At 66.1% G+C, this 22,075-nt stretch carries 20 protein-coding genes and 1 pseudogene; 11 read left to right on the plus strand and 10 right to left on the minus strand.

What is annotated here, in order from left to right:
* The first annotated feature begins 200 nt into the window (after positions 1-200).
* A complete protein-coding gene (locus NGM10_RS09645) occupies positions 201-863 on the plus strand; it encodes a class I SAM-dependent methyltransferase (RefSeq protein ID WP_253477866.1) in 663 nt (220 codons plus the stop codon).
* A 103-nt stretch (positions 864-966) separates the two neighbouring features.
* Here NGM10_RS09645 and NGM10_RS09650 read toward each other — a convergent pair whose 3' ends face one another.
* Entirely contained in the window at positions 967-2,043 is a 1,077-nt protein-coding gene (locus tag NGM10_RS09650; RefSeq protein WP_253477869.1) for a succinylglutamate desuccinylase/aspartoacylase family protein, read from the minus strand.
* Between the two features lie 213 nt (positions 2,044-2,256).
* Here NGM10_RS09650 and NGM10_RS09655 point away from each other — a divergent pair, with 213 nt between their 5' ends.
* From NGM10_RS09655 to NGM10_RS09680, 7 genes and pseudogenes are all read left to right on the plus strand, one after another.
* On the plus strand, positions 2,257-5,940 hold the full coding sequence (locus tag NGM10_RS09655; protein ID WP_253477872.1) for an LAGLIDADG family homing endonuclease: 3,684 nt from the start codon (positions 2,257-2,259) through the stop codon (positions 5,938-5,940).
* A gap of 1 nt (position 5,941) precedes the next feature.
* Positions 5,942-6,277 carry a DUF7854 family protein gene (locus tag NGM10_RS09660; protein ID WP_253477876.1) on the plus strand — a complete coding sequence of 112 codons (336 nt, stop codon included), beginning with the start codon at positions 5,942-5,944 and terminating at the stop codon, positions 6,275-6,277.
* 104 nt (positions 6,278-6,381) lie between these two features.
* Positions 6,382-7,011 (plus strand): DUF7504 family protein, encoded by a 630-nt coding sequence (locus NGM10_RS09665; RefSeq protein ID WP_253477879.1) that lies wholly within the window; start codon positions 6,382-6,384, stop codon positions 7,009-7,011.
* A 36-nt stretch (positions 7,012-7,047) separates the two neighbouring features.
* On the plus strand, positions 7,048-7,386 hold the full coding sequence (locus NGM10_RS09670) for a DUF7855 family protein (RefSeq protein WP_253477882.1): 339 nt from the start codon (positions 7,048-7,050) through the stop codon (positions 7,384-7,386).
* Positions 7,383-8,278, plus strand: a pseudogene (locus NGM10_RS18360) (DUF7856 family protein). The gene NGM10_RS09670 and the pseudogene NGM10_RS18360 overlap by 4 nt, the downstream one beginning before the upstream one ends.
* Positions 8,279-8,310: 32 nt before the next feature.
* Positions 8,311-8,958 (plus strand): DUF7857 domain-containing protein, encoded by a 648-nt coding sequence (locus NGM10_RS09675; RefSeq protein ID WP_253477885.1) that lies wholly within the window; start codon positions 8,311-8,313, stop codon positions 8,956-8,958.
* A complete protein-coding gene (locus NGM10_RS09680) occupies positions 8,955-9,632 on the plus strand; it encodes a MinD/ParA family ATP-binding protein (RefSeq protein WP_253477888.1) in 678 nt (225 codons plus the stop codon). The genes NGM10_RS09675 and NGM10_RS09680 overlap by 4 nt, the downstream gene beginning before the upstream one ends.
* Here the strand turns inward: NGM10_RS09680 and NGM10_RS09685 are convergent.
* Positions 9,614-10,489 carry a transcription initiation factor IIB gene (locus NGM10_RS09685; protein ID WP_253477891.1) on the minus strand — a complete coding sequence of 292 codons (876 nt, stop codon included), beginning with the start codon at positions 10,487-10,489 and terminating at the stop codon, positions 9,614-9,616. The two genes, NGM10_RS09680 and NGM10_RS09685, sit on opposite strands and share 19 nt — an antisense overlap.
* A 173-nt stretch (positions 10,490-10,662) precedes the next feature.
* On the opposite strand from NGM10_RS09685, the gene NGM10_RS09690 reads away from it, so the two are divergent.
* Positions 10,663-11,178, plus strand: coding sequence for a DUF7858 family protein (locus NGM10_RS09690; protein ID WP_253477894.1), 516 nt, complete (start codon positions 10,663-10,665; stop codon positions 11,176-11,178).
* A gap of 94 nt (positions 11,179-11,272) precedes the next feature.
* Here the strand turns inward: NGM10_RS09690 and NGM10_RS09695 are convergent, their stop codons facing one another.
* The 4 genes from NGM10_RS09695 to NGM10_RS09710 all read right to left on the minus strand — a co-directional run bounded on the left by NGM10_RS09695 (position 11,273) and on the right by NGM10_RS09710 (position 14,107).
* The gene (locus tag NGM10_RS09695) at positions 11,273-11,698 is read right to left on the minus strand and encodes a hypothetical protein (RefSeq protein WP_253477897.1); all 426 of its coding nucleotides are present in this window, start codon (positions 11,696-11,698) and stop codon (positions 11,273-11,275) included.
* A gap of 82 nt (positions 11,699-11,780) precedes the next feature.
* Positions 11,781-12,587 (minus strand): hypothetical protein, encoded by an 807-nt coding sequence (locus NGM10_RS09700; protein WP_253477899.1) that lies wholly within the window; start codon positions 12,585-12,587, stop codon positions 11,781-11,783.
* Positions 12,588-12,829: 242 nt separating this feature from the next.
* On the minus strand, positions 12,830-13,600 hold the full coding sequence (locus NGM10_RS09705) for a ParA family protein (RefSeq protein WP_253477902.1): 771 nt from the start codon (positions 13,598-13,600) through the stop codon (positions 12,830-12,832).
* 78 nt (positions 13,601-13,678) lie between these two features.
* Positions 13,679-14,107, minus strand: a complete 429-nt coding sequence (locus NGM10_RS09710) for an HIT family protein (protein WP_253477905.1) — start codon at positions 14,105-14,107, stop codon at positions 13,679-13,681.
* Positions 14,108-14,765: 658 nt separating this feature from the next.
* On the opposite strand from NGM10_RS09710, the gene ileS reads away from it, so the two are divergent.
* A complete protein-coding gene (gene ileS / locus NGM10_RS09715; protein WP_253477908.1) occupies positions 14,766-18,047 on the plus strand; it encodes an isoleucine--tRNA ligase in 3,282 nt (1,093 codons plus the stop codon).
* An 89-nt stretch (positions 18,048-18,136) separates the two neighbouring features.
* Positions 18,137-18,982, plus strand: coding sequence for a hypothetical protein (locus tag NGM10_RS09720; RefSeq protein WP_253477911.1), 846 nt, complete (start codon positions 18,137-18,139; stop codon positions 18,980-18,982).
* A 14-nt stretch (positions 18,983-18,996) separates the two neighbouring features.
* Here NGM10_RS09720 and NGM10_RS09725 read toward each other — a convergent pair whose 3' ends face one another.
* The 4 genes from NGM10_RS09725 to NGM10_RS09740 all read right to left on the minus strand — a co-directional run bounded on the left by NGM10_RS09725 (position 18,997) and on the right by NGM10_RS09740 (position 22,018).
* Positions 18,997-19,452, minus strand: a complete 456-nt coding sequence (locus tag NGM10_RS09725) for a Panacea domain-containing protein (RefSeq protein ID WP_253477914.1) — start codon at positions 19,450-19,452, stop codon at positions 18,997-18,999.
* Between the two features lie 167 nt (positions 19,453-19,619).
* Positions 19,620-20,480 (minus strand): ribose-phosphate diphosphokinase, encoded by an 861-nt coding sequence (locus tag NGM10_RS09730; protein WP_253477917.1) that lies wholly within the window; start codon positions 20,478-20,480, stop codon positions 19,620-19,622.
* A gap of 95 nt (positions 20,481-20,575) precedes the next feature.
* A complete protein-coding gene (locus NGM10_RS09735; RefSeq protein WP_253477919.1) occupies positions 20,576-21,010 on the minus strand; it encodes a hypothetical protein in 435 nt (144 codons plus the stop codon).
* Positions 21,011-21,235: 225 nt separating this feature from the next.
* The gene (locus NGM10_RS09740) at positions 21,236-22,018 is read right to left on the minus strand and encodes an HVO_0234 family beta-propeller protein (protein WP_253477922.1); all 783 of its coding nucleotides are present in this window, start codon (positions 22,016-22,018) and stop codon (positions 21,236-21,238) included.
* Between the last annotated feature and the right edge of the window lie 57 nt (positions 22,019-22,075).

The following is a 22,075-nucleotide window of genomic DNA, read 5'->3' on the forward strand; positions in this document are numbered from 1 at the left end:
TCTTAAATTATTTGTACTGGAGAGGGTTCATCGAGAACATATAATATAGCAGAATACTATCACCATGTCCGAGCGGTCCCATTCTGCTGACCCGAGTCGCGAGGGAGGCGTCGCGTCTATCGCTGTCCGGTCCCGAGCAGAGGAGCCGGAGAAATAATTATGTTCTATGGTGGCAAACTGTTGCCCGGTACGGAGCTCACATGAGCGACTCGACACCGACGCGCTCGGCGACCGCCGACGAGGACCGCTCGATGTCCCTCGACGAGATCCGCGGGGTGTACGCCGACCAGGCCGACTGGGTCGCCCGGATGGCCCCGCTCGACCGGCTGTTCATGGGGCGGTACCGGCGTCGGCTCTTCGGGCGGGCGGAGGGCCGCGTGCTCGACGTCGCCTGCGGAACCGGGACGAACGTCCCCCACCTCCCCGACTCGGTGGCGTACGTCGGCGTCGACATCAGCCCCGAGATGCTGGCGAAGGCCGCAGAGCGGTTCGACGACCTCGAACTCGGCGAGGACCTGCTGGAGATGGACGCCCAGGAACTCGACTTCCCGGACGACAGCTTCGACACCGTCATCTCGGCGCTCTCGACCTGCACGTTCCCGGACCCGGTCGCGGCCCTGCGGGAGATGAGCCGGGTCTGCAGGCCCGACGGACGGATTCTCCTGCTCGAACACGGACGCAGTGACGTGGGTGCCGTCGCGCGGTTCCAGGACTGGCGCGCCGACGCCCACTTCGAGAAGCACGGGTGTCGGTGGAACCAGGAACCGCTGGCGGTCGTCTCGCGCGCCGACCTGCCGATTCGGGAGGCCACCTCTCGATTCCTCGGGATTCTCACCGCAGTCGAAGCGCGACCCAAACGGTAGTTTGCTCGAACGAACCCTCCGCCATCGCGCACTCGAACTTCCACCGTCTCGATTGGGCAGTTGCTCACCCCGGGTCGGCCCGGTCTCTCTCGTCAGTTCCGTCTCACTCCCCGCCGTCCCACTCCTGCACGATGGGTTCCTCGTCGCGAACCGCCATGTAGCAGAGCGGGTCGTTCTCGTACACCGCCACACCCTCGGGTCGCCCGGTGACGTAGCCGTCGTGATCGGACTCGACGGTCGCCTTCGGGTCGCCGTGGGGTGTGACGATGTCGGCGACGGGGTCGCCAGCCTCGACCACGTCGCCCGGTTCGACTCGGTGGCGCACGATGCCCGCCGTCTCGGCGTGGGGGTGCTGGGCGCGTCTCACCGGGTACTCGACGGGCGACTCGTGGCCGGGGTCGGCGGCCGCGATTTCGTCGGCCACCGAGTCGAGCATCCCGAGTTCGACCATCACCCGGTGACACCCCGCGACCCCCGCGGCCACCAGGTCGTCGTCGACGACGCTGTGGCCCCCGATTTCGGGCGTGAACGCGGGGATACCCGAGGTGTCGAGCGCCGCGCCGGTCGTCGAGCGCTGGAGCCCCCGGTCGGTGTACTCCCCGCCGGGGTACTGATTCACGATAGGGAGGCCGAACGCCTCCATCAGGCGGCCCTGGAGCTCGGCGAGCTCCTCGGCCTCCTCGCGGGTCCGGCGGTTACCGTAGAACACCCGGTGGCGGATGTCGAACGGGACCGAGTCGACGACCGAGGTGTGGAGGTTGACGAGAGCGTCGGCGCTGTCGACGAACGCCTCGTAGATGCGTCGGTCGATGAGTTCCTGGACCTTGGGCGGGCGAGCGCTCTCGCTCGTGGGGTCGGGGAAGTAGCGGTTCGGGTCGTCGTCGTGGTAGTAGGAGGTCCGCTCGTTGCGGCGCAGGCCCGCGGGGTTGAGGTTCGGGATGCAGACCACGGTGCCCGCGAGGTCGTCGGGGAGGTCCTCGCGCATCGCGTCCTGAGCGCCCGCGAGGCCGGTCACCTCGTCGCCGTGGAGCGTGCCCGTGATCCAGAGTTCGGGCCCGTCCTCGTCGCCGAGGGCGACGAGGACGGGCAGGCGCTCGGCCCCGCCGGTCGGGAGGTCCGTGACTTCGAGGTAGCCGGTCGACAGCTCGCCCGCGTCGGCATCGGCGGTGCCCAGTTGCATGCTTCGGTCGTCCATCCCCGGCTACAAAAGCTCGGAGCATCCGGCAGTTCGCTCGTTCGGAGCATCCGGCAGGGACAGCCTCGCGACCGGGCGGGCAAGCCCGCCCGGTCGCGGGGCGGTTTCACTTTCGGCGCGCTTTCGGCGTCTCTCCGGCTTCACTTCCGGGATGCTTTACGAACCTTCTTATCGGAGGAGGAACTACGAAATGCCTGAATGGCTCGCGCGGAGAACACGGAGCTAGTCGACGATTTCGAGCAGTTCTACCGGCGGTACTACAGCGACGAAATCGGGGACCTCGCCGCGAAGTACCCGGGGGAGAAGCGGTCGCTGTTCGTCGACTGGAACGACCTCTACCGGTACGACGCCGACCTCGCCGACGACTACCTCTCGAAGCCCGAACAGCTACAGGAGTACGCCGAGGAGGCCCTGCGCCTCTACGACCTCCCGGTGGACGTGAGCCTCGGACAGGCCCACGTTCGCATCCAGAACCTCCCGGAGACGACCGACATCCGCGCGATTCGCGCCCGCCACGTCAACACGCTGGTCAGCGTGCAGGGCATCGTCCGGAAGGCGACCGACGTCCGGCCGAAGATTCGGGAGGCCGCCTTCGAGTGCCAGCGATGCGGCACCCTGACCTACATCCCACAGAGCGGCGGCGACTTCCAGGAACCCCACGAGTGTCAGGGGTGTGAGCGACAGGGCCCCTTCCAGATAAACTTCGACCAGTCGGAGTTCATCGACTCCCAGAAGCTCCGCGTCCAGGAGAGCCCCGAGGGACTCCGGGGCGGCGAGACCCCCCAGAGCATCGACGTCAACATCGAGGACGACATCACGGGCGAGGTCACGCCCGGCGACCACGTCACCGTCACGGGCGTCCTCCACCTCGAACAGCAGGGCAGCGGGCAGGACAAGTCGGCGGTCTTCGACGTGTACATGAACGGCGTCTCGGTGACCATCGAGGACGAGGAGTTCGAGGACATGGACATCACCGACGAGGACAAAAAGGAGATCATCGAACTCTCGAACGAGAGCGACATCTACGAGCAGATGGTCGGTTCGATGGCTCCCGCCATCTACGGCTACGACGAGGAGAAGCTCGCGATGATTCTTCAGCTGTTCTCTGGTGTGACCAAGCATCTTCCGGACGAATCTCGTATTCGTGGCGATTTGCACATGCTCCTTATAGGGGACCCCGGAACTGGTAAGTGTATTAAAGGCGACACGAAAGTCACGCTCGCAGATGGGGCCGAGAAGCCGATACGTGAAATCGTCGAATCCCATCTTACCGACCCGAAACCGATAGACGATGGCGTGTACCAAGAGGTCGATATTCCGCTTCCGTCGATGAGTGCCGACGGGACACTCGTTCAGAAACGCGCGACGAAGGTCTGGAAGCGTGAAGCCCCCGACGAGATGTACCGGATTCGGACGAGGAGCGGAACGGAAATCGAGGTCACTCCCTCTCACCCGCTTTTCGTCCAAAGTCAAGGTGAGTTTAGCCCCGTCCAGGCTGAGGAAATTGGCGAAGGTGATTTCATCGCGACTCCTCGGTCACTCCCGACAGAAGGAGACAATAGTCTCGAAGTCGACTATAGGTCGTCACAATCGTACAATGCAGTCGAACTTGATTTACCGAACAAATGGACACCGAAGTTAGCTCGATTACTCGGGTACATCATTGCAGAGGGGTATGTAGAATCCCGGTCCGACAACACAGGCTACGTCACTGTTACAAACAAGGATCGAGAGATTCTTGACGATGTCGCCGGCGCTTTTGACGAACTCGGTTTGAATTACACTGAGCGAGCGTCACGCCCGGACAAATCTGCCGAAGAAATCACTTGTTCGTCTGGCGAGTTTGTTAGCTTCCTCAGGAATCTTGACCCTGCAATCACTCAAGGTTCCGCTGAACAGCGAGTTCCGGATACTCTAATGAATGCCTCTACGGAGGTGAAATGTGAGTTCCTTCGAGCATATATCGATGCAGAAGGTCACGTTTCGGTTGGCCAGAGAGAAGTCAGTGTTGCTTCAGTGAGTGAGGAACTGCTCAAACAGGTCCGAAGTCTTCTACTTTCAGTCGGTATTACATCACAACTCTCCGAACGCCAAAAAGGCAGTTATCGACTTCGAATTAGTGGTAAACAGTTCCAACAGTACCTCCAAGATATCGGCTTCGTCACAGCACGAAAATCTGCCAGTGCCAGAGCAGTCGATAACGGAACGAAGAACACGAATTGTGACGTAATTCCCGCTCTCTCCGCCGACCTTCGGCGTATCAGAGAGTCACTTGCACTTTCGCAATCCGAGTGTGGACTTGCACGATCCACCTACCAACACTATGAACGAGGCGACCGAAACCCGAGCCGAGAGAGTCTGCAAACCGTCGTAGAAACCTTTAGAACTCGACTTGATCGAATCTACAAACTCCGTCAAAAAGTCGAAAACGGTGATTGGGAAGCCATCGAAACGGCACGACAAGAGTTGAATCTCTCCCAACAGGAGCTTGCAGATGGTATTGGCGTTTGCCAGCGTTCGGTCAGCTTGTACGAACTAGGGGAAGTCGTTCCAGACGGTGGCCGAGTAACCGATGCGAGGAGCGTCGTTCTCGACCGTATCGACGAAGCTCTCCGTGTTGAAGGCGATATAGAGGCGCTTTGGGCACTCGTAGATAGCGACATCACTTGGGACCGCATCAGGTCCATCGAATCTATCGAACCCGACTACGACTGGGTGTACGACCTCGAAGTTGCTGGAACCCACAACTACCTGACGAACAACGTCGTCTCGCACAACTCCCAGATGATTTCGTACGTCCAGAACATCGCGCCGCGCTCGGTGTACACCTCCGGGAAAGGTAGTAGCTCCGCGGGTTTGACCGCCGCAGCGGTCCGCGACGACTTCGGCGACGGCCAGCAGTGGACCCTCGAAGCCGGGGCGCTCGTGCTCGCCGACAAGGGCATCGCGGCGGTCGACGAACTCGACAAGATGGCCCCCGACGACCGCTCTGCGATGCACGAGGGGCTCGAACAGCAGAAGATCTCGGTCTCGAAGGCGGGCATCAACGCGACGCTCAAGTCACGATGCTCGTTGCTCGGGGCGGCCAACCCCAAGTACGGTCGGTTCGACCAGTACGAACCCATCGGCGAGCAGATAGACCTCGAACCCGCGCTCATCTCGCGGTTCGACCTCATCTTCACGGTCACCGACCAGCCCGACGAGGAGCACGACCGGCGGCTGGCCGAACACATCCTCCAGACCAACTACGCGGGTCAGCTCAACACCCAGCGGACCGAGATGAGCGCGCCCAACATCTCCGAGGAGGAGGTCCGGAGCCAGACCGAGGAGGTCGCGCCCGCCATCGACGCCGACCTGTTGCGCAAGTACATCGCCTACGCCAAGCGCAACTGCTTCCCGACGATGACCGACGAGGCGATGGCGACCATCGAGGACTTCTACGTCGACCTCCGGTCGAAGGGCGTCGACGAGGACGCCCCGGTGCCGGTCACCGCCCGCCAGCTGGAGGCGCTGGTCAGGCTCGCGGAGGCCAGCGCCCGGGTGCGACTCTCCGACGAGGTCGAAGTCGGGGACGCCGAGCGCGCGGTGGATATCACCCGGTCGTGTCTCCAGGACATCGGCGTCGACCCCGAGACGGGCCAGTTCGACGCCGACGTGGTCGAGACCGGGACCTCGAAGACCCAGCGCGACCGCATCAAGAACATCAAACAGCTCATCGCCGACATCGAGGACGAGTACGACGAGGGCGCGCCAATCGACGTCGTCCTCGACCGCGCCGAGGACATCGGGATGGACCACTCGAAGGCCGAACACGAGATAGACAAGCTGAAACAGAAGGGCGAGGTGTACGAGCCCTCGACCGACCACCTCCGGACGACCTGACATGGACCGCATCTCCGCCCTTCGGAACGTCGAGGACGCGCTGGCCGACTTCGAGTCGGGCGAGGCCGACCTCCGAGCGACCGAGAAGCGCGTCCTGACGGTCCTGCGGACCTACGCCACCGAGTTCGAGGACGACGACCTGACGGCCTTCCGCGCGTCGGGCGAGGCGCGCGCCGACGGGCTGGTCGTGGTCGCCGAGTCGCGCTCGGAGGCCCGGAGTCGGGTCGAGGCCCTGCTCGGCGACGACTGCGATTCGTCGGGCTCGCGGGACCGCTCGGACGCGGCCGACGTTCCCACTGGCGACCCCGATGTCGAATTCGAGATCGAGCGGCTGTGACGGGACTTCCCGAGAAGGGAAAATAAATAAGTTCGGCTGTCTAAACCAAACTAACGACGAATCTTTGTCGACCGGGGCCAGAAACCGAACGGAACACACTCACGATGCAAACGAAGGGTCACAACGGGGATGGGTCGTTGCAGGACGCCGTCGAGCGAGGGGCTTGCGTCCTAGTGCTCTCGCCGTCGATCCACGACGCCACCGACGACGCGTGTCTCGACCTGCTCTCGCTCGACGACCCTTCCGAGCAGAACGTCCTCTGGGTCGCGTACACGCGCTCGCCCGACGCCTGCATCCAAGACTGGGTCTCGTCCGTGGGCGAGCGCCCGCGGAACTTGCGGTTCGTCAGCGTCGGCGAGACGACCCGCTCGGCGTCGGCGGTCTCCGGTGGTGACGGGACCCGCGGGGAGGTCGTCGACGCGCTGTCGAGTCCGGGCGACCTGACGGGACTCGGAATCAAACTCAGCGAGGTCCTCAAGGCGTGGGACAGCAACGACAACGAGACGGTCGCGTGTTTCGACTCGCTGACCGCCCTGCTCCAGTACGCCGACCTCCAGACGGTCTACAAGTTCCTCCACGTCCTGACCGGCCGGTTCGACGCCGCGGGCGTGACCGCCCACTTTCACCTCGACCCCGACGCCTGCGACGACCAGACGGTCAGCACCCTCACCTCGCTGTTCGACACGGTTCTCGAACTCGACGACGACGGCGAGTGGGCCGTCCGGACCAGATAGAGTAATTTTAAGACGAATCAAGCCGAATTTATCGGCGTGTTGCTGGTCGTGACGTACTCGCAGGCGGCCCGCCAGACCCTCCGGAACGTCTGTAACGGCCACGAGGAGGCGGTCGTCCAGCGGTTCGGGCGGGCGGTCCTGTTCGAGGCGACCGAACTCGGCGCCTTTCTCGCGCTCCGTCTGCGCGCGAAGCACACGGGCGACGTCCAGATAGAGCGGACCGCGCCGTTCAACGAATTCGACGAGGTACCGCGCGCGGTCCGCGAGGCCGCCGCGGCGTACGAGGGCCGCGACAGTCCGAGCACGCCGTACGCGAAGTTCGCGGCCGGAACCGACCACCCCGACCCCGAGGAACTGGTCGACGCCGAGCTATGAGGTTGCGAGTCGCCGAGGACACCTGGACGGGTCGGGCCGTCGACCTCCGGGCGGCGACTCTCGACGTTTCTGCGCGCGAGGTGGTGCGCGCGGTCCGGGACGGCGACTCCGGAGGGCCCGACGGCGTCTCGGTCGCGTGTCCCGACCCCGGACCGGCCCACGAGCGCGTCGGCGCGATTCGCCCCGACGTGGCGCTCGCCCTGCGGCCCGCGCTCGCGGCCGCCGCCCGCTCGCGCGGTCGCGCGGCCCCGCAGGACGACGAGCTGGCCGCCCTCCGCGAGCGCCTCGACGCGCTCGCTCCCGACGACATCGACCTCGCGGGCGCACGGCGGCGGGTCGCCGAGACCGGCGACGAGGAGGCCCGACTCCGCGAGCGGGTCGCGAGCCTCCGGGGTCGAGTCCGGGCGCTCCGCGAGCGCGGCGGGGACGCCGACCTCGCCGACGCGGAGGCCGACCTCTCGGCGGCGACCCGCCGACTCGCGGAGGTCGAGACCGAGCGCATCGCCGCCGAGCAGTCGCTCGCCCGGGCCCGCTCGCGGGCCCGGGCGAGTCGCGCCGACCGCCGCGAACGCCTCCGGCTCCGGGACCGCGCCGACAACCTCCGTCGGGCCGCCCGCGAACACCTCGCGGGGCGGTCCGGGAGGCGTTCGACGACGCGCTCGCCGCGGTTCCGCCCCGTTCGGAATCGTCCTGTTCGGAATCGTCCCGTCCGGAATCGTCCCGTCCGGAATCGACCGCCAGCGCCGACGCGACCGAGTCGGTCGCGTCGGCGCTTGCGGTCGCGCGCGTGGCCGACCTCCGCGCGCCGGTGGTCCTCGATTCCGAGATTCGTCGGTTCCCCAGCGCTGCGCGGGCGTCCCGGTGGCTCGACGCAGCCGTCGTTCGCGTGTAGGTTTAACACCGAAGACGCCCCGAATCGGGGCCATGGCGAACTCCTTCGAAGCCGACCCCGCAGTCGGTTCCGACCCCGCGGTGGACCTCGACTGGCGCGTCGATTCCAGCGCCGGAATCTCGCTCGTGGAACTGACCGTGACGAACTCTGCTGGGACCCCGCGGCGGGTCCGACTCGGGAACCGCCTCGACGGACCGGTGTGCCCGCCCCGCCGCGAGGGCGTCCCCGAGGCCGGGTGGGACGACGGCGGCTTCGAGGGCGTCCTCGCGCCCGGCGAGCGGCGCGCGCTCGGCTACGCCGCGCGCGCCCCGCCCGCCGACCCCCCGGTCGAGGTGGTCTGGTCCGAGCGCGCCGGGGACTCCGAGACCGACGGGAACCGTACCGAAATCGACCGCCCCGCGGTCGAAGCGACCCCCGAGGGCGTCGTCCGGGCGCTCGGCGACGCCCGGCCACCTGCCGACGCCGTGCCGGTGCCCGCCGTCGAGGACTGTGGGACTCCCTCGGACGCCGACCCGGTCCCCGACCCGGTCGACGCGTGGCTCTCGGCGGTCGAGACGCGCGCCGACGACGGGACGGCCGACCTCTCCGAGGACGACCGCCGAGCGCTCGACGCGGTGGCCCGCCGAATCGGGGCCCTGCGCGACCGCGCCGACGAATCGGCGACGGGAGGGTCGCCGTGATACTCGCGGTCGCGGGCGGCAAGGGCGGTGTCGGCAAGTCGACCCTCTCGCTCAACCTCGCGGCGGAACTCGACGCGGTGGTCGTGGACGCCGACCTCGGGATGGCAGACCTCCCCGGGGCGCGCGGGCCCGACCTCCACGACGTGCTGGCCGGGCGGGCCGACCCCGTCGAGGCGGTCTGCGAGTCGGGGCCGGTCGACATCCTCCCGTGCGGTCGGACGCTGGCGGGCGCGCGGGCGGGCGACGTGACCGGCCTCGTCGCGGCGGTCGAGGCGGTCGCGGGGGCGTACGGTCGGGTCGTCGTGGACTGTCCCGCCGGGATGGCCGCCGACGCCGGAATGCCCCTGCTGGCGGCCGACGCGTCGTTGCTGGTCGCCTCGCCACGGACGTTCGCGCTGGCCGATGCGCTCCGGACGCGGGCGCTCGCGCGAGAACTCGACGCCGGACTCGCGGCGGTCGCGCTGAACCGCGCGGGAAAGAATCCGCCGACCGACCAGATTCGGTCGGCGCTCGGCGCGCCGGTCGTGGCGGTCCCCGACGACGAGCGGGTCGCTCGCGCCCAGCGCCACGGAATCGCGGTCCGGTCGCTCGCGCCCGGGAGTTGCCCAGCCGAACGGTTCTCGGAACTGGCCGACGAAGTCCGGTTTCGCGAGAATCAGTCCTGCAGGTCGTAGTACGCCGACCGGAGGGTCACGGCCGTCACGTCGGCCACCTCGGCGGCCTCCGCTTGGGTCACGTCGCGACCCCGCTCGCGCGCCGCGGCGTAGAGGCAGGCCGCGGCGAACCCGCCGGGGTTGCGGCCGCTGACGAGGTTCTCGTCGAACCCGCGCTCGACCAGTTCGGCCGCGCGGCGCTCGACCTCGGTGGGGAGGTCGAGGCGGCTGGCGAACCGCGGCAGGTACTCGCGGGGGTCGATGGGGCCCGTGGGCAGGCCGAGTTCGCGGTTCAGGGCGTCGTAGGCGGTCTTGAGTTCGCTGCGGGTCGCGCGAGCCACGTCGAGGACCTCGTCGAGCGTGCGCGAGACCGAGGCGGTCCGGCAGGTCGCGTACACCGCGGCCGACGCGAACCCCTCCAGCGACCGCCCGCGGAGCAGGTCCTCCGACTGGGCCGACTCGAACAGGACGCAGGCGCGGTCCCGAACCGTCTCCGACAGCTGGAGCGCGCTCACGAGGCGGCGAATCTCGGTGAAGGCGTACACCTGATTGCGTTCGGTCTTCGAGGCGATTCGGGCGCGGTCGTGTTCCCTGCGCATCCGGGCGACCCGCCTGCGCTTTCGCCCCGTCAGCCGGAGGTCGCCGGAGTGGCCGATCTCGGTACTCAGCCCGCGGTCGTGGCGCGACCGGGTGAGGGGCGCGCCGGTCCGCTCCTTGCTCGTGTCGTCGTCGCTGAACGACCGCCACTCGGGACCGCGGTCGATGCGGTCCTCGGCGACCACCAGACCGCAGTCGGCGCAGACCGTCTCGTCGCGGTCGGCGGTCAGTCGTCCGTCGCACTCGGGGCAGGTCGGCGAGGGAGAGCGTGCTTTGCTCATCACAACTCGAACTTCGCCCGGAACGGCATTTAAAGCAAGGTAGGTGGAAGGTGAAACGACCCAACTCGCCCCGAGGAGCCTACCGGTAACCGGTAGGCTCCTCGCGGCGTCGCTCCGCTATTTCCCGATTTCGGGTGCGGGAATTTAAGTCGGTGTCGGGACAACTCACGAACGTGACGCTCTCGGACATCGCCGACGGCCTCGAAGTCACCACCGAGCAGCGCGACCGCGGGGTCGCGGCGGTGGACGCTCGGCCCGGCGAACTCCGCGAGCGACTCGCGGAGTTCGCCGACGACCTGCCCTGCGACCCCGCGTCGGCCGCCGCGATTCTGGAGGGCCACACCGCCGGGAAGTCGGTCGGCGCGAGCGCCCGCGAGGCGGGAGTCGCGCCCGTCACCGCGTCCAAGACCCTCCACCTGCTCGGCTGTGAGGGCGTCTCGCCGCTGACGCCGCGCGCACACGAGGTCCTCAGAGATTGGCTCTCGGCCGACCTCTCTCGGACCGAGGCCCGCGAGCTGACCGGCGCGTCCGAGACGGAGTTCGCGCTGGCGGCGTTCGTCGAGACCCACGACCCGATTCCGGGGTCAGGCGGCGTCGTCGAGGGAGCGTTCGAGGACCGCGGGGGCGCGACGCTCGCCAAGCGCGACGAACTCGGTGAGACCTACAGTAGCGTGGGCGACCTCCTGTAGTTCGGTCGCGTGGGTCCCGTTCATCCGATACCTCCGACGGCTCCGAGCGATTTCGATTCGCTCGACCCGCTCGACCCGCTTGACTCGGGCGTAGCTACGAGTCCAGATAGGTAGTCTGGCAGTTCTCCTCGATTCTCACGTCGATGTCCGAGTCCGACTTCCCGCGAATCCACACCTCTATCCCCATCCACGTCCCGTCGCGACACTCCGCGTTCGGCCACCGTCTCTCGAACTCTACGCCGTCGACGGTGACGAGGACGGTGGACGGGTCACTCGATTCCGGAAACGTCGCGTCCTCGTCCGACTCGTTCGTCTCGGACATCGTGTAGGACTTCTCGAAGAGGGACTCCTCGGCGTCGTTCCGGACGACGACGGTCACGTCCCGAGTTATCTCGTGGTCTACGTGATAGACGGTAACGGTGTGTGCCGGAGTGCGGTCGTCGCCCGAGAGCCGTCTCAGACACCCCGCGCTCGCTATGCTGACGGCTACTGCGGTCCGGAGTGCGTGTCGTCGTTTCATGTCCTGAAGCAAGCGTTGTCGTGTTACTGCTGTAATCGTTCTCTCGTCCCGAAATAACTCGCGAGGTGATGACGGTCTCCGTTCAGTCGAGGGTGGCCTCGGACTGGTCGAGCGTCATCAGCGTGTCGCCGTCTCCTTCGGTTCCGGTCGTCTGTTCGCCGACTTCGGTATCGACCGAATAGCTCACCGAGATGCCAGCCGGGAACGACACCCCGAACGACGAGCTGACCTCTACGTCCGTCCATGTGTGCATGTACTGACCGAACACCTCGCGCTGGTCGATAGTGCAGTCCCCGATGGGTTCGATGTTCAGCCCGCAGTAGAGGTTGTCGCCGTCACCTGCCGAAACGTCGTCGACGGAGTAGGCGATTCCGTCGTTGTTGTTGTCGTCTTCGGCCGTGACGTAGTTGCTGGTGTAGGTCGTCTCGCTCAGGGAGTTGGAGTAGTAGTCCCAGCAGCCGTCGGTGTAGTAGAGCGCGGCCCCGTCGTCGGGCTGTTGGCCGTAGTCGCTGGCTTCGAGGTCGTACGTCCACTCCATGTCGATGGTGTATATCGTGTTCTGGGAGTTGGTATACAGCGTGAAATCGAGGCAGATATCGCAGTCGCTGGGAGAGCCATCGACGTTGTCGAACTCGTCCGTGGAGACCGAATCGTCGTCTTTCTCCGTGATGACCATCGGGCGACGCACGGTGTCGTATCCGATGCCCTTCTTTTCGAGGAACCGCAACATCGCCTGTCGGCCCTGCTTCTCGCGGATTTCGTTGGCCGCTTCCTGGATAGCGAAGTACTTCCGGTCGGGGTTCGCCGCCGACACGCGTCCGAGGACACCGGTTCCGGTGACGGCCGCTCCCGCCACACCGAGCGACTTGAGTGCGCTTCGTCGGTTCACCGTTCTGTTCCGTTCTCGTCCGGATTCACTTTCTTTTTCCATACTGCATCCAACATCTTCCGATGCAATTGTTTAATACTTTATATTAATTATATTATTGGAATTATCCTAGTCATCGTGAATAGTTATCATGGGAGTCGTATGAGTTCTACATACTCGGGTGAGCGAGCGCCACCTCTGGGGGCCGAACGGGTCGTCTCCGACCGTTCGCCGAGCAGCGTATCGGACCGAACGGTTCGAAGTCAGGACAGCGGGTCGGGCAGGTACTCCTCGGCGTCGAGGTCGAACAGCCCCGACTCCTCGAATTCGAGGTCCAGTTCCGCGTCGAAGAGGGCCTCGGCGGCGCGCGCGACCGCGGGCGCGAACTCGGCTTCGGGGTCGGGCGCGCTGGCGGGGACCGCCCGGACGCCGGTCGCGTCGCTCTCGGGGACAGCGGCGTCGGCGCTCCGGACCGGGTGGTCGGGCTCGGCGCGGTTGGCGAGGACGAGGTCCGCGCTCGCGCCCACGTCGGCGACGCGGCCGAGCGCGCGCTGGACCGCGTCCACGCCGCGCTCGCTGGCGGGCGCGACGACGGCCACGCGGTCGGCGGCGTTCACGGCGGCCACGCTCTGGTTCGCGGCGACCGGCGGCGCGTCCACGAGGACGTGGTCGAACGCCTCGGCGGCGTCGGCGAGCAGGGTCTCGAACCGCCGTGCGGCGTCGGCGGTCTTGGCGCGGGCCACGCGCTCGAACGGCGCGCGGGCCGGGCAGACCGCGAGTCGCCCCGCGAGGTCGGCGGCGGCGTCGTGGTCGCGCAGGCCCGCCGAGACCGGTCGGTCCTCCGTGAGCAGTTCGGTCACGTCGGGGTCGATGCGTCCCGAGACGTGGCGGGCGAGTCCCTCGGTGGCGAACGCGGCGTCGAGGACCGCGACGTCGCGGCCGTCGCGGGCGAGCGTCGCGCCGAGTTCGACCGCGAGTCGCGTGGTTCCGGCCCCGCCGGTCGCGCCGACGAGGGTGGCGGTGGAGTGGGCCATTGATTCGGGGCTTGTTCGTGATGATATAAAAGCGTGGGCTTCGCAGGTGGCGGCCGGATTTCGCCCGCCAGAGTCGGTCTACCGCGTGTTCTGAATCTCCGCGGCGATCTCGTCGAGCTTCTCGTCGGAGAGGTCCGGGCGCTGGCCCGCGACCGCGTGGATGGGTCTGCCGCCGTCGTCCTCGAACCGCGGGATGATGTGGCCGTGGACGTGCGGGACCTCCTGTCCGGCGGCGGGGCCGTCGTTGAACGCGACGTTGGCGGCGGGCGCGTCCACCGCGTTCTGGACCGCGGTGTTGAGCCGATGGAGCACGCCGAACAGGTGGGCGGCGGTCTCCTCGGGCACCTCGCTCAGCGTCTCGTAGTGCTCTTTCGGAACGACGAGGGTGTGGCCGGGCGCGAGGGGGTTCGCGTCGAGGAAGGCCTTCGCGGTGTCGTCCTCGAAGACGGTTCGGCTCGGGATGTCGCCCTCGACTATCTGGCAGAAGATGCAGTCGTCTTGGCTCATGGGTCTATCCGGAGCGTTGGACGGCCCGATGTATCAAGGTTGAGGCTACTACGTGGGGACTACTTCGAGGTTCACCGATTCCGAGGCCGACTCCGACGGCGAGACGCTAGCTACTCCCGTCACCTGTGAGAACCGCACCTCGTCCTCCCCAACCGACTGCGCTTCTCGGCCTCCGGCCTGCGATGCTCGTCCCTCGCACGAGAATCGCGGCCAAACCGCGGGCCGCGATTCCGCGCGCCGGGAGGGCAACGAAGATGCGCGATACCGACCCGTCCACCCGGCGCGTGCTGGCGCGGTCGTCGGGAGCGAAGCGACCGACTGCTCGGCGGACGCGGTTTGTCCGTCGGTGTCCGGCTGTTTTGGGCCGCGCCATCATCGCGCGAGGGATGACTGAGCGACCGGAGGGAGCGAAGGAATCGGCTGGGGAGGCGTGTGGCCCGCGGTCGCGGTGCGGTCTCCTAGGTACCGGGAGTAGCTAGCCGCTCGCGTCGGGTCACCTCTGTCGCTCGCGTCGGGTCACCTCTGTCGCTCGCGTCCGGTCACCTCTCGCCCAGTTCCACCGACTCCGGAAACGCAGGACTCGATTTCACCACCGACCGAGTACAGACCCGACTGCACAACCGAACCCGATTTAACTTCGCAGGAGAACACCACGTACATGAGCAGGTTCGGCGAGGTAGACGACCAGTACGACCCCGACGCGGTCGAGGAGCGCGTCTTCTCGTACTGGGACGACGTGAACGCCTACGAGAAGGCGAAGGAGCATCGAGCCGACGGCGAGGACTTCTTCTTCGTGGACGGGCCGCCGTACACCTCCGGGGCGGCCCACATGGGGACGACGTGGAACAAGACGCTCAAGGACGCCTACATCCGCTATCTGCGGATGTCCGGCTACGACGTGACCGACCGGCCGGGCTACGACATGCACGGCCTGCCCATCGAGACCCGGGTCGAGGAGAAACTCGGTTTCGAGAACAAGAAGGACATCGAGGAGTTCGGCGAGGAGAACTTCATCGACGAGTGCAAGGCCTACGCCGAGGAGCAACTGGAGGGCCTCCAGTCGGACTTCCAGTCGTTCGGCGTCTGGATGGACTGGGAGAACCCCTACAAGACGCTCAATCCCGAGTACATGGAGGCGGCGTGGTGGGGCTTCGAGCAGGCCCACGAGAAGGGGCTGGTCGAGCAGGGCCAGCGCTCCATCTCCCAGTGCCCGCGGTGTGAGACCGCCATCGCCAACAACGAGGTCGAGTACGAGGACGTCGAGGACCCCTCCATCTACGTGAAGTTCCCCCTGCGCGACCGCGAGGGCTACCTCGTCATCTGGACCACGACGCCGTGGACCATCCCCGCGAACACCTTCGTCGCGGTCGACGAGGACCTCACGTATCAGGCCGTCCGCGCCGAGAATGACGGCGACGAGGAGGTCCTCTACGTCGCCGAGGAGTGCGTCGAGGGCGTCCTGAAGGCGGGCCGGTACGACGACTACGAGGTCGAAGACGAACTGACGGGCGAGGAGATGGTCGGCTGGGAGTACGACCACCCCCTCGCCGAGGAGGTGCCCGACCACCCCAGCGGCGAGGGCGCGTTGCAGGTCTACGACGCCGACTACGTCGAAGCCGACCGCACCGGCCTCGTCCACTCCGCGCCCGGCCACGGCGAGGAGGACTTCGAGCGCGGGACCGAACTCGGTCTCGACGTGTTCTGTCCCGTGGGCGGCGACGGCGTCTATGGCGACTCGGCCGGGAAGTACGCCGGGCAGTTCGTCAAGGACGCCGACGACGAGATAATCGCCGACCTCGAATCGAAGGGGCTGATGCTCCGGTCGGACACCGTCACACACAGCTACGGCCACTGCTGGCGGTGTGACACCGGCATCCTCCAGATCGTCACCGACCAGTGGTTCATCACGGTCACCGACGTCAAAGACGAACTGCTCGACAACATCGAGGACAGCGAGTGGCACCCCCAGTGGGCCCGCGACAACCGCTTCCGGGACTTCGTCGAGGACGCGCCCGACTGGAACGTCTCGCGCCAGCGCTACTGGGGCATCCCCATCCCCATCTGGACGCCCGATAGCGAGGCGACAGCATCGAACGGAGGCGGCGAAGCCGCCGAAGACTGGTCCGGCGAGATGGACGACGTAATCGTCGTCGGCACTCGCGAGGAGCTCGCCGAGCGGGTCGACCAGGAGGTCGACCCCGAGGCGGTCGACCTCCACAAGGGGACGGTCGACGAGCTGACCATCACGGAAGACGGCACGACCTACACCCGCGTCCCGGACGTGTTCGACGTGTGGCTCGACTCGTCGGTCGCGTCGTGGGGCACGCTGGACTACCCCGAGGAGGAGGCGGCCTTCGAGGAGCTGTGGCCCGCCGACCTCATCATGGAGGCCCACGACCAGACCCGCGGGTGGTTCTGGTCCCAGCTCGGGATGGCGACCGCCGCGATGGGCGAGATTCCCTACGAGGAGGTGCTGATGCACGGCTACGCCAACATGCCCGACGGCCGCGGCATGTCCAAGTCCAAGGGCATCCTCGTCGACCCCCACGAGGTCATCGAGGAGTACGGCACCGACCCGATGCGGATGTTCCTGCTCTCGACGAATCCGCAGGGCGAGGACATGCGGTTCTCGTACGACGAGACCGAGGAGATGCAGCGGGACCTCAACATCCTCTGGAACGTGTTCCGGTTCCCGCTACCGTACATGCGACTCGACGACTTCGAGCCCGGCGTTCGGCCGGAGGCGGAACGAGACGGAGGCGGCGAAGCCGCCGGAGTGACCCTCGACGACGTAGACGAGGACCTCGAACTCGTCGACGAGTGGGTTCTCGCGCGCCTCCAGACGGTCGTCGCCGAGATGACCGACCACTGGGAGGAGTTCCGCCAGGACAGGGCGCTCCACGCGTTGCTGAACTTCGTGGTCGAGGACGTCTCGCGGTTCTACATTCAGGTCGTCCGCGAGCGCATGTGGGACGAGGCAGACAGCGCCTCCAAGCGGGCGGCCTACGCCACGTTCTACGAGGTGCTGACGACGGTCGTCGCCCTGCTCGCGCCCTACGCGCCGTTCGTCGCCGAGGAGATATACGGCACGCTCACGGGCGACGAGGGGTACGACACCGTCCACATGTGCGACTGGCCCGAGGTCGACGAGTACTGGCGCGACGAGCAGCTGGAGACCGACGTGGCGCTGCTCCGCGAGATCGAGGAGGCCGGGTCGAACGCCCGCCAGCAGGCCGAGCGCAAGCTCCGGTGGCCCGTCACGCGGGTCGTCGTGAATGCGGACGACGAGCGCGTGGTCGAGGCGGTCGAGCGCCACCGCGACCTGCTGGCCGACCGGCTCAACGCCCGCGAAATCCAGCTCGTCGCGCCCGGCGACGACTGGGGCGAACTCGCCTACAGCGCCGAGGCCGACATGAGCGTCCTCGGGCCCGCGTTCGGCGACGACTCGGGCAGGGTCATGCAGGCGCTCAACGACGCCCGCGTCGAGGAACCGAGCCTCGACGCGCTCGAAGCCGCGGTCGGCGAGGCGACCGGAATCGACGCCGACCTCACCGACGAGATGGTCGAGTTCGTCACCCAGACGCCCGATGGCGTCACCGGCGTCGGCTTCGACACCGACGGCGACCGCAGAGGCGTCGTCTACGTCGACACCGAACTCACCGACGACATCGAGAGCGAGGGCTACGCCCGCGAGGTCATCCGCCGGGTCCAGGAGATGCGCAAGGAGATGGACCTCGACATCGAACAGCGCGTGCGCCTCGAACTCGACGTGGCCGACGAGCGCGTGGCAGACCTCGTCGACGAGCGCATGGACCTCGTGACGGCGGAGGTCCGCGCCGACGAGGTCGGCGACGTGGAGGACGGCCACCGAAAGACGTGGGATGTCGAGGGCGTCGAGATGGAGATAGCTGTGGTTCCGCTGGCGGAAGCCGAGGCGTAGGCAACGAGTATCACTCGGTTCCCGACTCGGATTTTTCTCTACCTCGACTCTATAGGTATTTATACTGTGACGTAACGAAATATGGGTGAATGGTCGGACGAATCAGTCTCAGTGTCGTCGCTCTCATTTTCCTCTTGATACCCGGTCTCTTCGGGATGAAGGCGTTCCTTCGAGCGTACATCAAGTTGGACGACCTCTCTCGATTCGACAAGCTAGCGGTGATTATGACTATCGGCATCTTCGCGCTTGCAATCCCGCCACTCGCCCTGAACTGGGACTGCTGGACGGGTCATCTGACGTCGTTTCTTTTCCAATGGCAGGTTCCTGGCCCGACCGAATTGACAGACTCGGCGACGTGGTGTTCTGATACCGTGATAACGTTCGGAAATATGATGATGACCGAACAACTATCTGACGTTCCACTGGTCATCATCATCTCCTTCCTCGGAGTTCAGACGGCGTTCGTCACCAGTCTCTCCTACGTAATCGGCCGAATCCTCAACAGATGGGGAGACGGTCCGCCGCGAGAACCGAAGTTCATAGAGCAACCGTGGGAGTACGCGTCGAAGAAGACCGCACGCGAGTCGGATAACGCTACGGTCATCACGACACAAGGCAAGGAGATTCGCGGAACTGTGCATCGAATTGGGTCCCCGTCGGAGGATTACGACATACTGCTCAAAGACCCCGAGAAGATCGTTCGAGACGACCGTACTGACGTGGAAGTCGACACGCGTGACCTCGGAGCGTATACCTATCACCATTACCGGGACATCTCCCGGATTCGGTTCCCGAATCTCGATACGTACGAGGAATACGAAATCGACCTCGCAGACGCGAGTAGACGTTTCGAGGAGGAAGTCGGTTCACGAGCGGACCAAGTCCCAGGAGAAGACGAGTCGTCCGACGTTGGACTCCCGCCGAGAACTGGATAAGCCGCGCGCCGAACTCAACTGAGTACGCTGTTTTCCGCGTAGTCGGGGTACTCGTTGTACACGTAATCGAGTAGCTTCGAGATACTCATTTTGTTGAAGCCGCCGATGACTTCACTCGATGTCGCTCGAATCTGCTCGATCTCCTCGGCGTCCGGACTCTCTCGCAGGTTTCTCTCGAAGTTTTGCTTTCCCTCCCCCGTCAACTGATAGATGTACTTCTCTGACCCGTCCCACGTTCGCTCGATCCGACGGTCGATGAGTCCCTCCTCGTCGTACTCTTCGAGGGCGTCAAGCAGATCCTTGGAAAACGGACCGTAATCGTAGGCGATGTACCGATACGGCCGAAGCCCCTCATCGTTTAGCCGCTTCTGTGCGAGGAAGACGAGCTTTTGCATTCTGGTTCGACCCTGCACCTGATGGTTGTCGGCTTCGTAGAGCAGGGACAGTGGCAACAGCCGTTTGACGTTCATGATTGGGCTCGGTCTATCGTGACGGATACCGTTATCTGGTCCGCCCTCGCGTTTCACCCGAATATTCGGGCTCCGCATTTATCACGGTTTTCATTATGCCCATATTATTATAAAAATCATTGCCTGAATTTAGCGCGCTTCCGGAGTCGCGTCTCGGTTTCCGTTTGTTATCGTAGCGCACCCGAAATCTCGGGCGCGACGGAAACCTTACTAACGGCCCGCTCTATCGTGTCGGTCCCGTAAATCGCCTCGACGCCAGCCCGCGAGAGCTTCGTCACCGCGTTCGACGCCAGCATCGGATGGACGCACGTCACGAACACCCCGCTCGCGCCCTTCTCGCCCAGTATCTCGACCGCGCCCGCCATCGTCGACCCGGTGGCGATGATGTCGTCGGTGACGACCACGTCCCGGCCCGCCACGTCGGTGTCGCTGGGGGTCAACTCGACCTCGGTGCCCGAGTGTCGGACCTTCTCGAAGTAGTCGACCTCGCCCGCGCCGTAGGCGTCACGCGCCGATTCGGCGATGTCGAGCGCGCCGTCGTCGGGCGAGAGGAACACGGGGTCGTTCAGGTTCGCGGGCAGGGGGTCGGCGAGTCGCCCCGCGGCGTCGACCGACTCGGCGGGCACGTCGAAGAAGTCGCAGACCGCCTCCTCGTGGGGGTTGACAGTCAGCACGCGGTCGGTCCCCGACGAGACGGCGCGGGCGACCGCCCGGGCCGAGACGGGATGGCCCGCCTCGAAGGCCTTGTCCTGCCGGGAATATCCCATGTACGGAACCACGGTCACGACCTCCTCGGCACCCCACTCGCGGGCGGCGTCCTGCAACTGAAGGAGTTCGAGGTGGGCGTCCGACGAGACCGTCGACGCGACGACGACGGCTCGGTCGGCGTCTGCCTCGGCGACGCCCGGCGCGCTCGCCAGCACTTCGCCGTCCGGGAATCGCTCGTACTCGACGCTCGCGAGCGGTTCGTCCAACTCGGCCGCGAGTTCGGCCGCCAGCACCTGCGAGGCGGACCCGCTGACAATCATGTGCGAGGGGTGGATGCGGGCGGATAAATCGGTTTTCACTCGCTTCGAAGATGGTACGAAGTCGTCGATAGGAGATTCCCTGTCGGTGAGCCGTCCTACTGAATCGAGAACAGCCAGAAAGCCCCCGCCCGCTCGCTATGAACCGTCAGTTCCGGAATCGAGAACAGCCAGAAAGCCCCCGCCCGCTCGCTATGAACCGTCAGTTCCGGAATCGAGAACAGCCAGAAAGCCCCCGCCCGCTCGCTATGAACCGTCAGTTCCGGAATCGAGAACAGCCAGAAAGCCCCCGCCCGCTCGCTATGAACCGTCAGTTCCGGAATCGAGAACAGCCAGAAAGCCCCCGCCCGCTCGCTATGAACCGTCAGTTCCGGAATCGAGAACAGCCAGAAAGCCCCCGCCCGCTCGCTATGAACCGTCAGTTCCGGAATCGAGAACAGCCAGAAAGCCCCGCCCGCTCGCGTCGTCTCGGCGACATATCGGCGCGCTCTCAACACCGCCCGCGCGCCGATAGTGGTCGCCGAGACGACCACAGGCCTGCGGCCCGCGAGCGGGCGGCCCCTTTCAGTCCACCCCTCACCACCGGACCGCGGCCGCAGGCCACGCCCTCCCCAACCGACTGCGGTCCTCACGCCTCACTTCGTTCGGCGTTGCGGTCCTCATCCCTCGCGCGAACGATGGTCCGGCGCAAACCGCGCGCCGGACCAGCGCGCGCCGGACGAGAAAATCGAGAGAGTCGAAACTATCCGAAAACTCGATTACGGCGCGGCGACAGCGCGAACTCCGCGAAGCCCGAGGACCTGCGAGCGCCAGCCGTCGCCGACCGACAGCAGGAAGGTGCCGTCCTCGGTGACCGCGTAGACGCCCTCACCGTGGTCGAGCGCGACGACCGCTTCGTCGGTGGGCACCTCGGCTTCGCGCCACGCGCCGTCTTCGCGGGTGAACAGCCCCGACTCGCCAGCGGCGTGCGCCCAGTTCGACCCTCCCGCGCTGACCGCGCGGAACTCCCCGTCGAGTTCCCTCATCCAGCCGTTTCCGAGTTTGTAGAGCCCGTCGGCCGTCGCGGCCAGCGGGACGCCTTCGGCGGCCACGTCCCGCGCGTCGTCCAGTCCCGCGTGTTCGAGGCCGTCGGTCGCCCGGTAGACGCCCGACTCGGCGGCAACGAACTCGCCGTCGATGGCGCGCACGCCGTCGAGTTCGCCGAGTTCGGTCCAGTCGTCGCCGTCGCCGCGCAAAATCGCGCCGTCCTCGCGGGCGACCAGCAGGTCGCGGTCGGCGAACCCGACCGCGGTCGCGGGCCCCGAACCGAGCGCGTCGAACGCCTCGCCGTCGCCGACCAGCACGTCCTCGTCGGTGGCGACCGCGAGTCGGCCGTCTGCGCCCGCAGCGTCGCGGGCGGTGCATCGGCGTTCGAGACCGAACTCGCCCACGAGGTCGTCGGAGGTCCGCACGACCGCGACCCCGAACTCACCGACGACGTACACCGGGACGTCCTCGCCGTCCCCGTCGTACACCCGCTTCTCGTCGATGCTGATGTCCATGCGCGAACGTCGAACTTCCGGGGGATTAGGCGTTCGGGTTCGGCGGGCGCGGGTCTG

Origin of the sequence: Halorussus salilacus (assembly GCF_024138125.1) — an archaeon.
In the GTDB taxonomy this organism is placed as follows: Archaea; Halobacteriota; Halobacteria; order Halobacteriales; family Haladaptataceae; genus Halorussus; species Halorussus salilacus.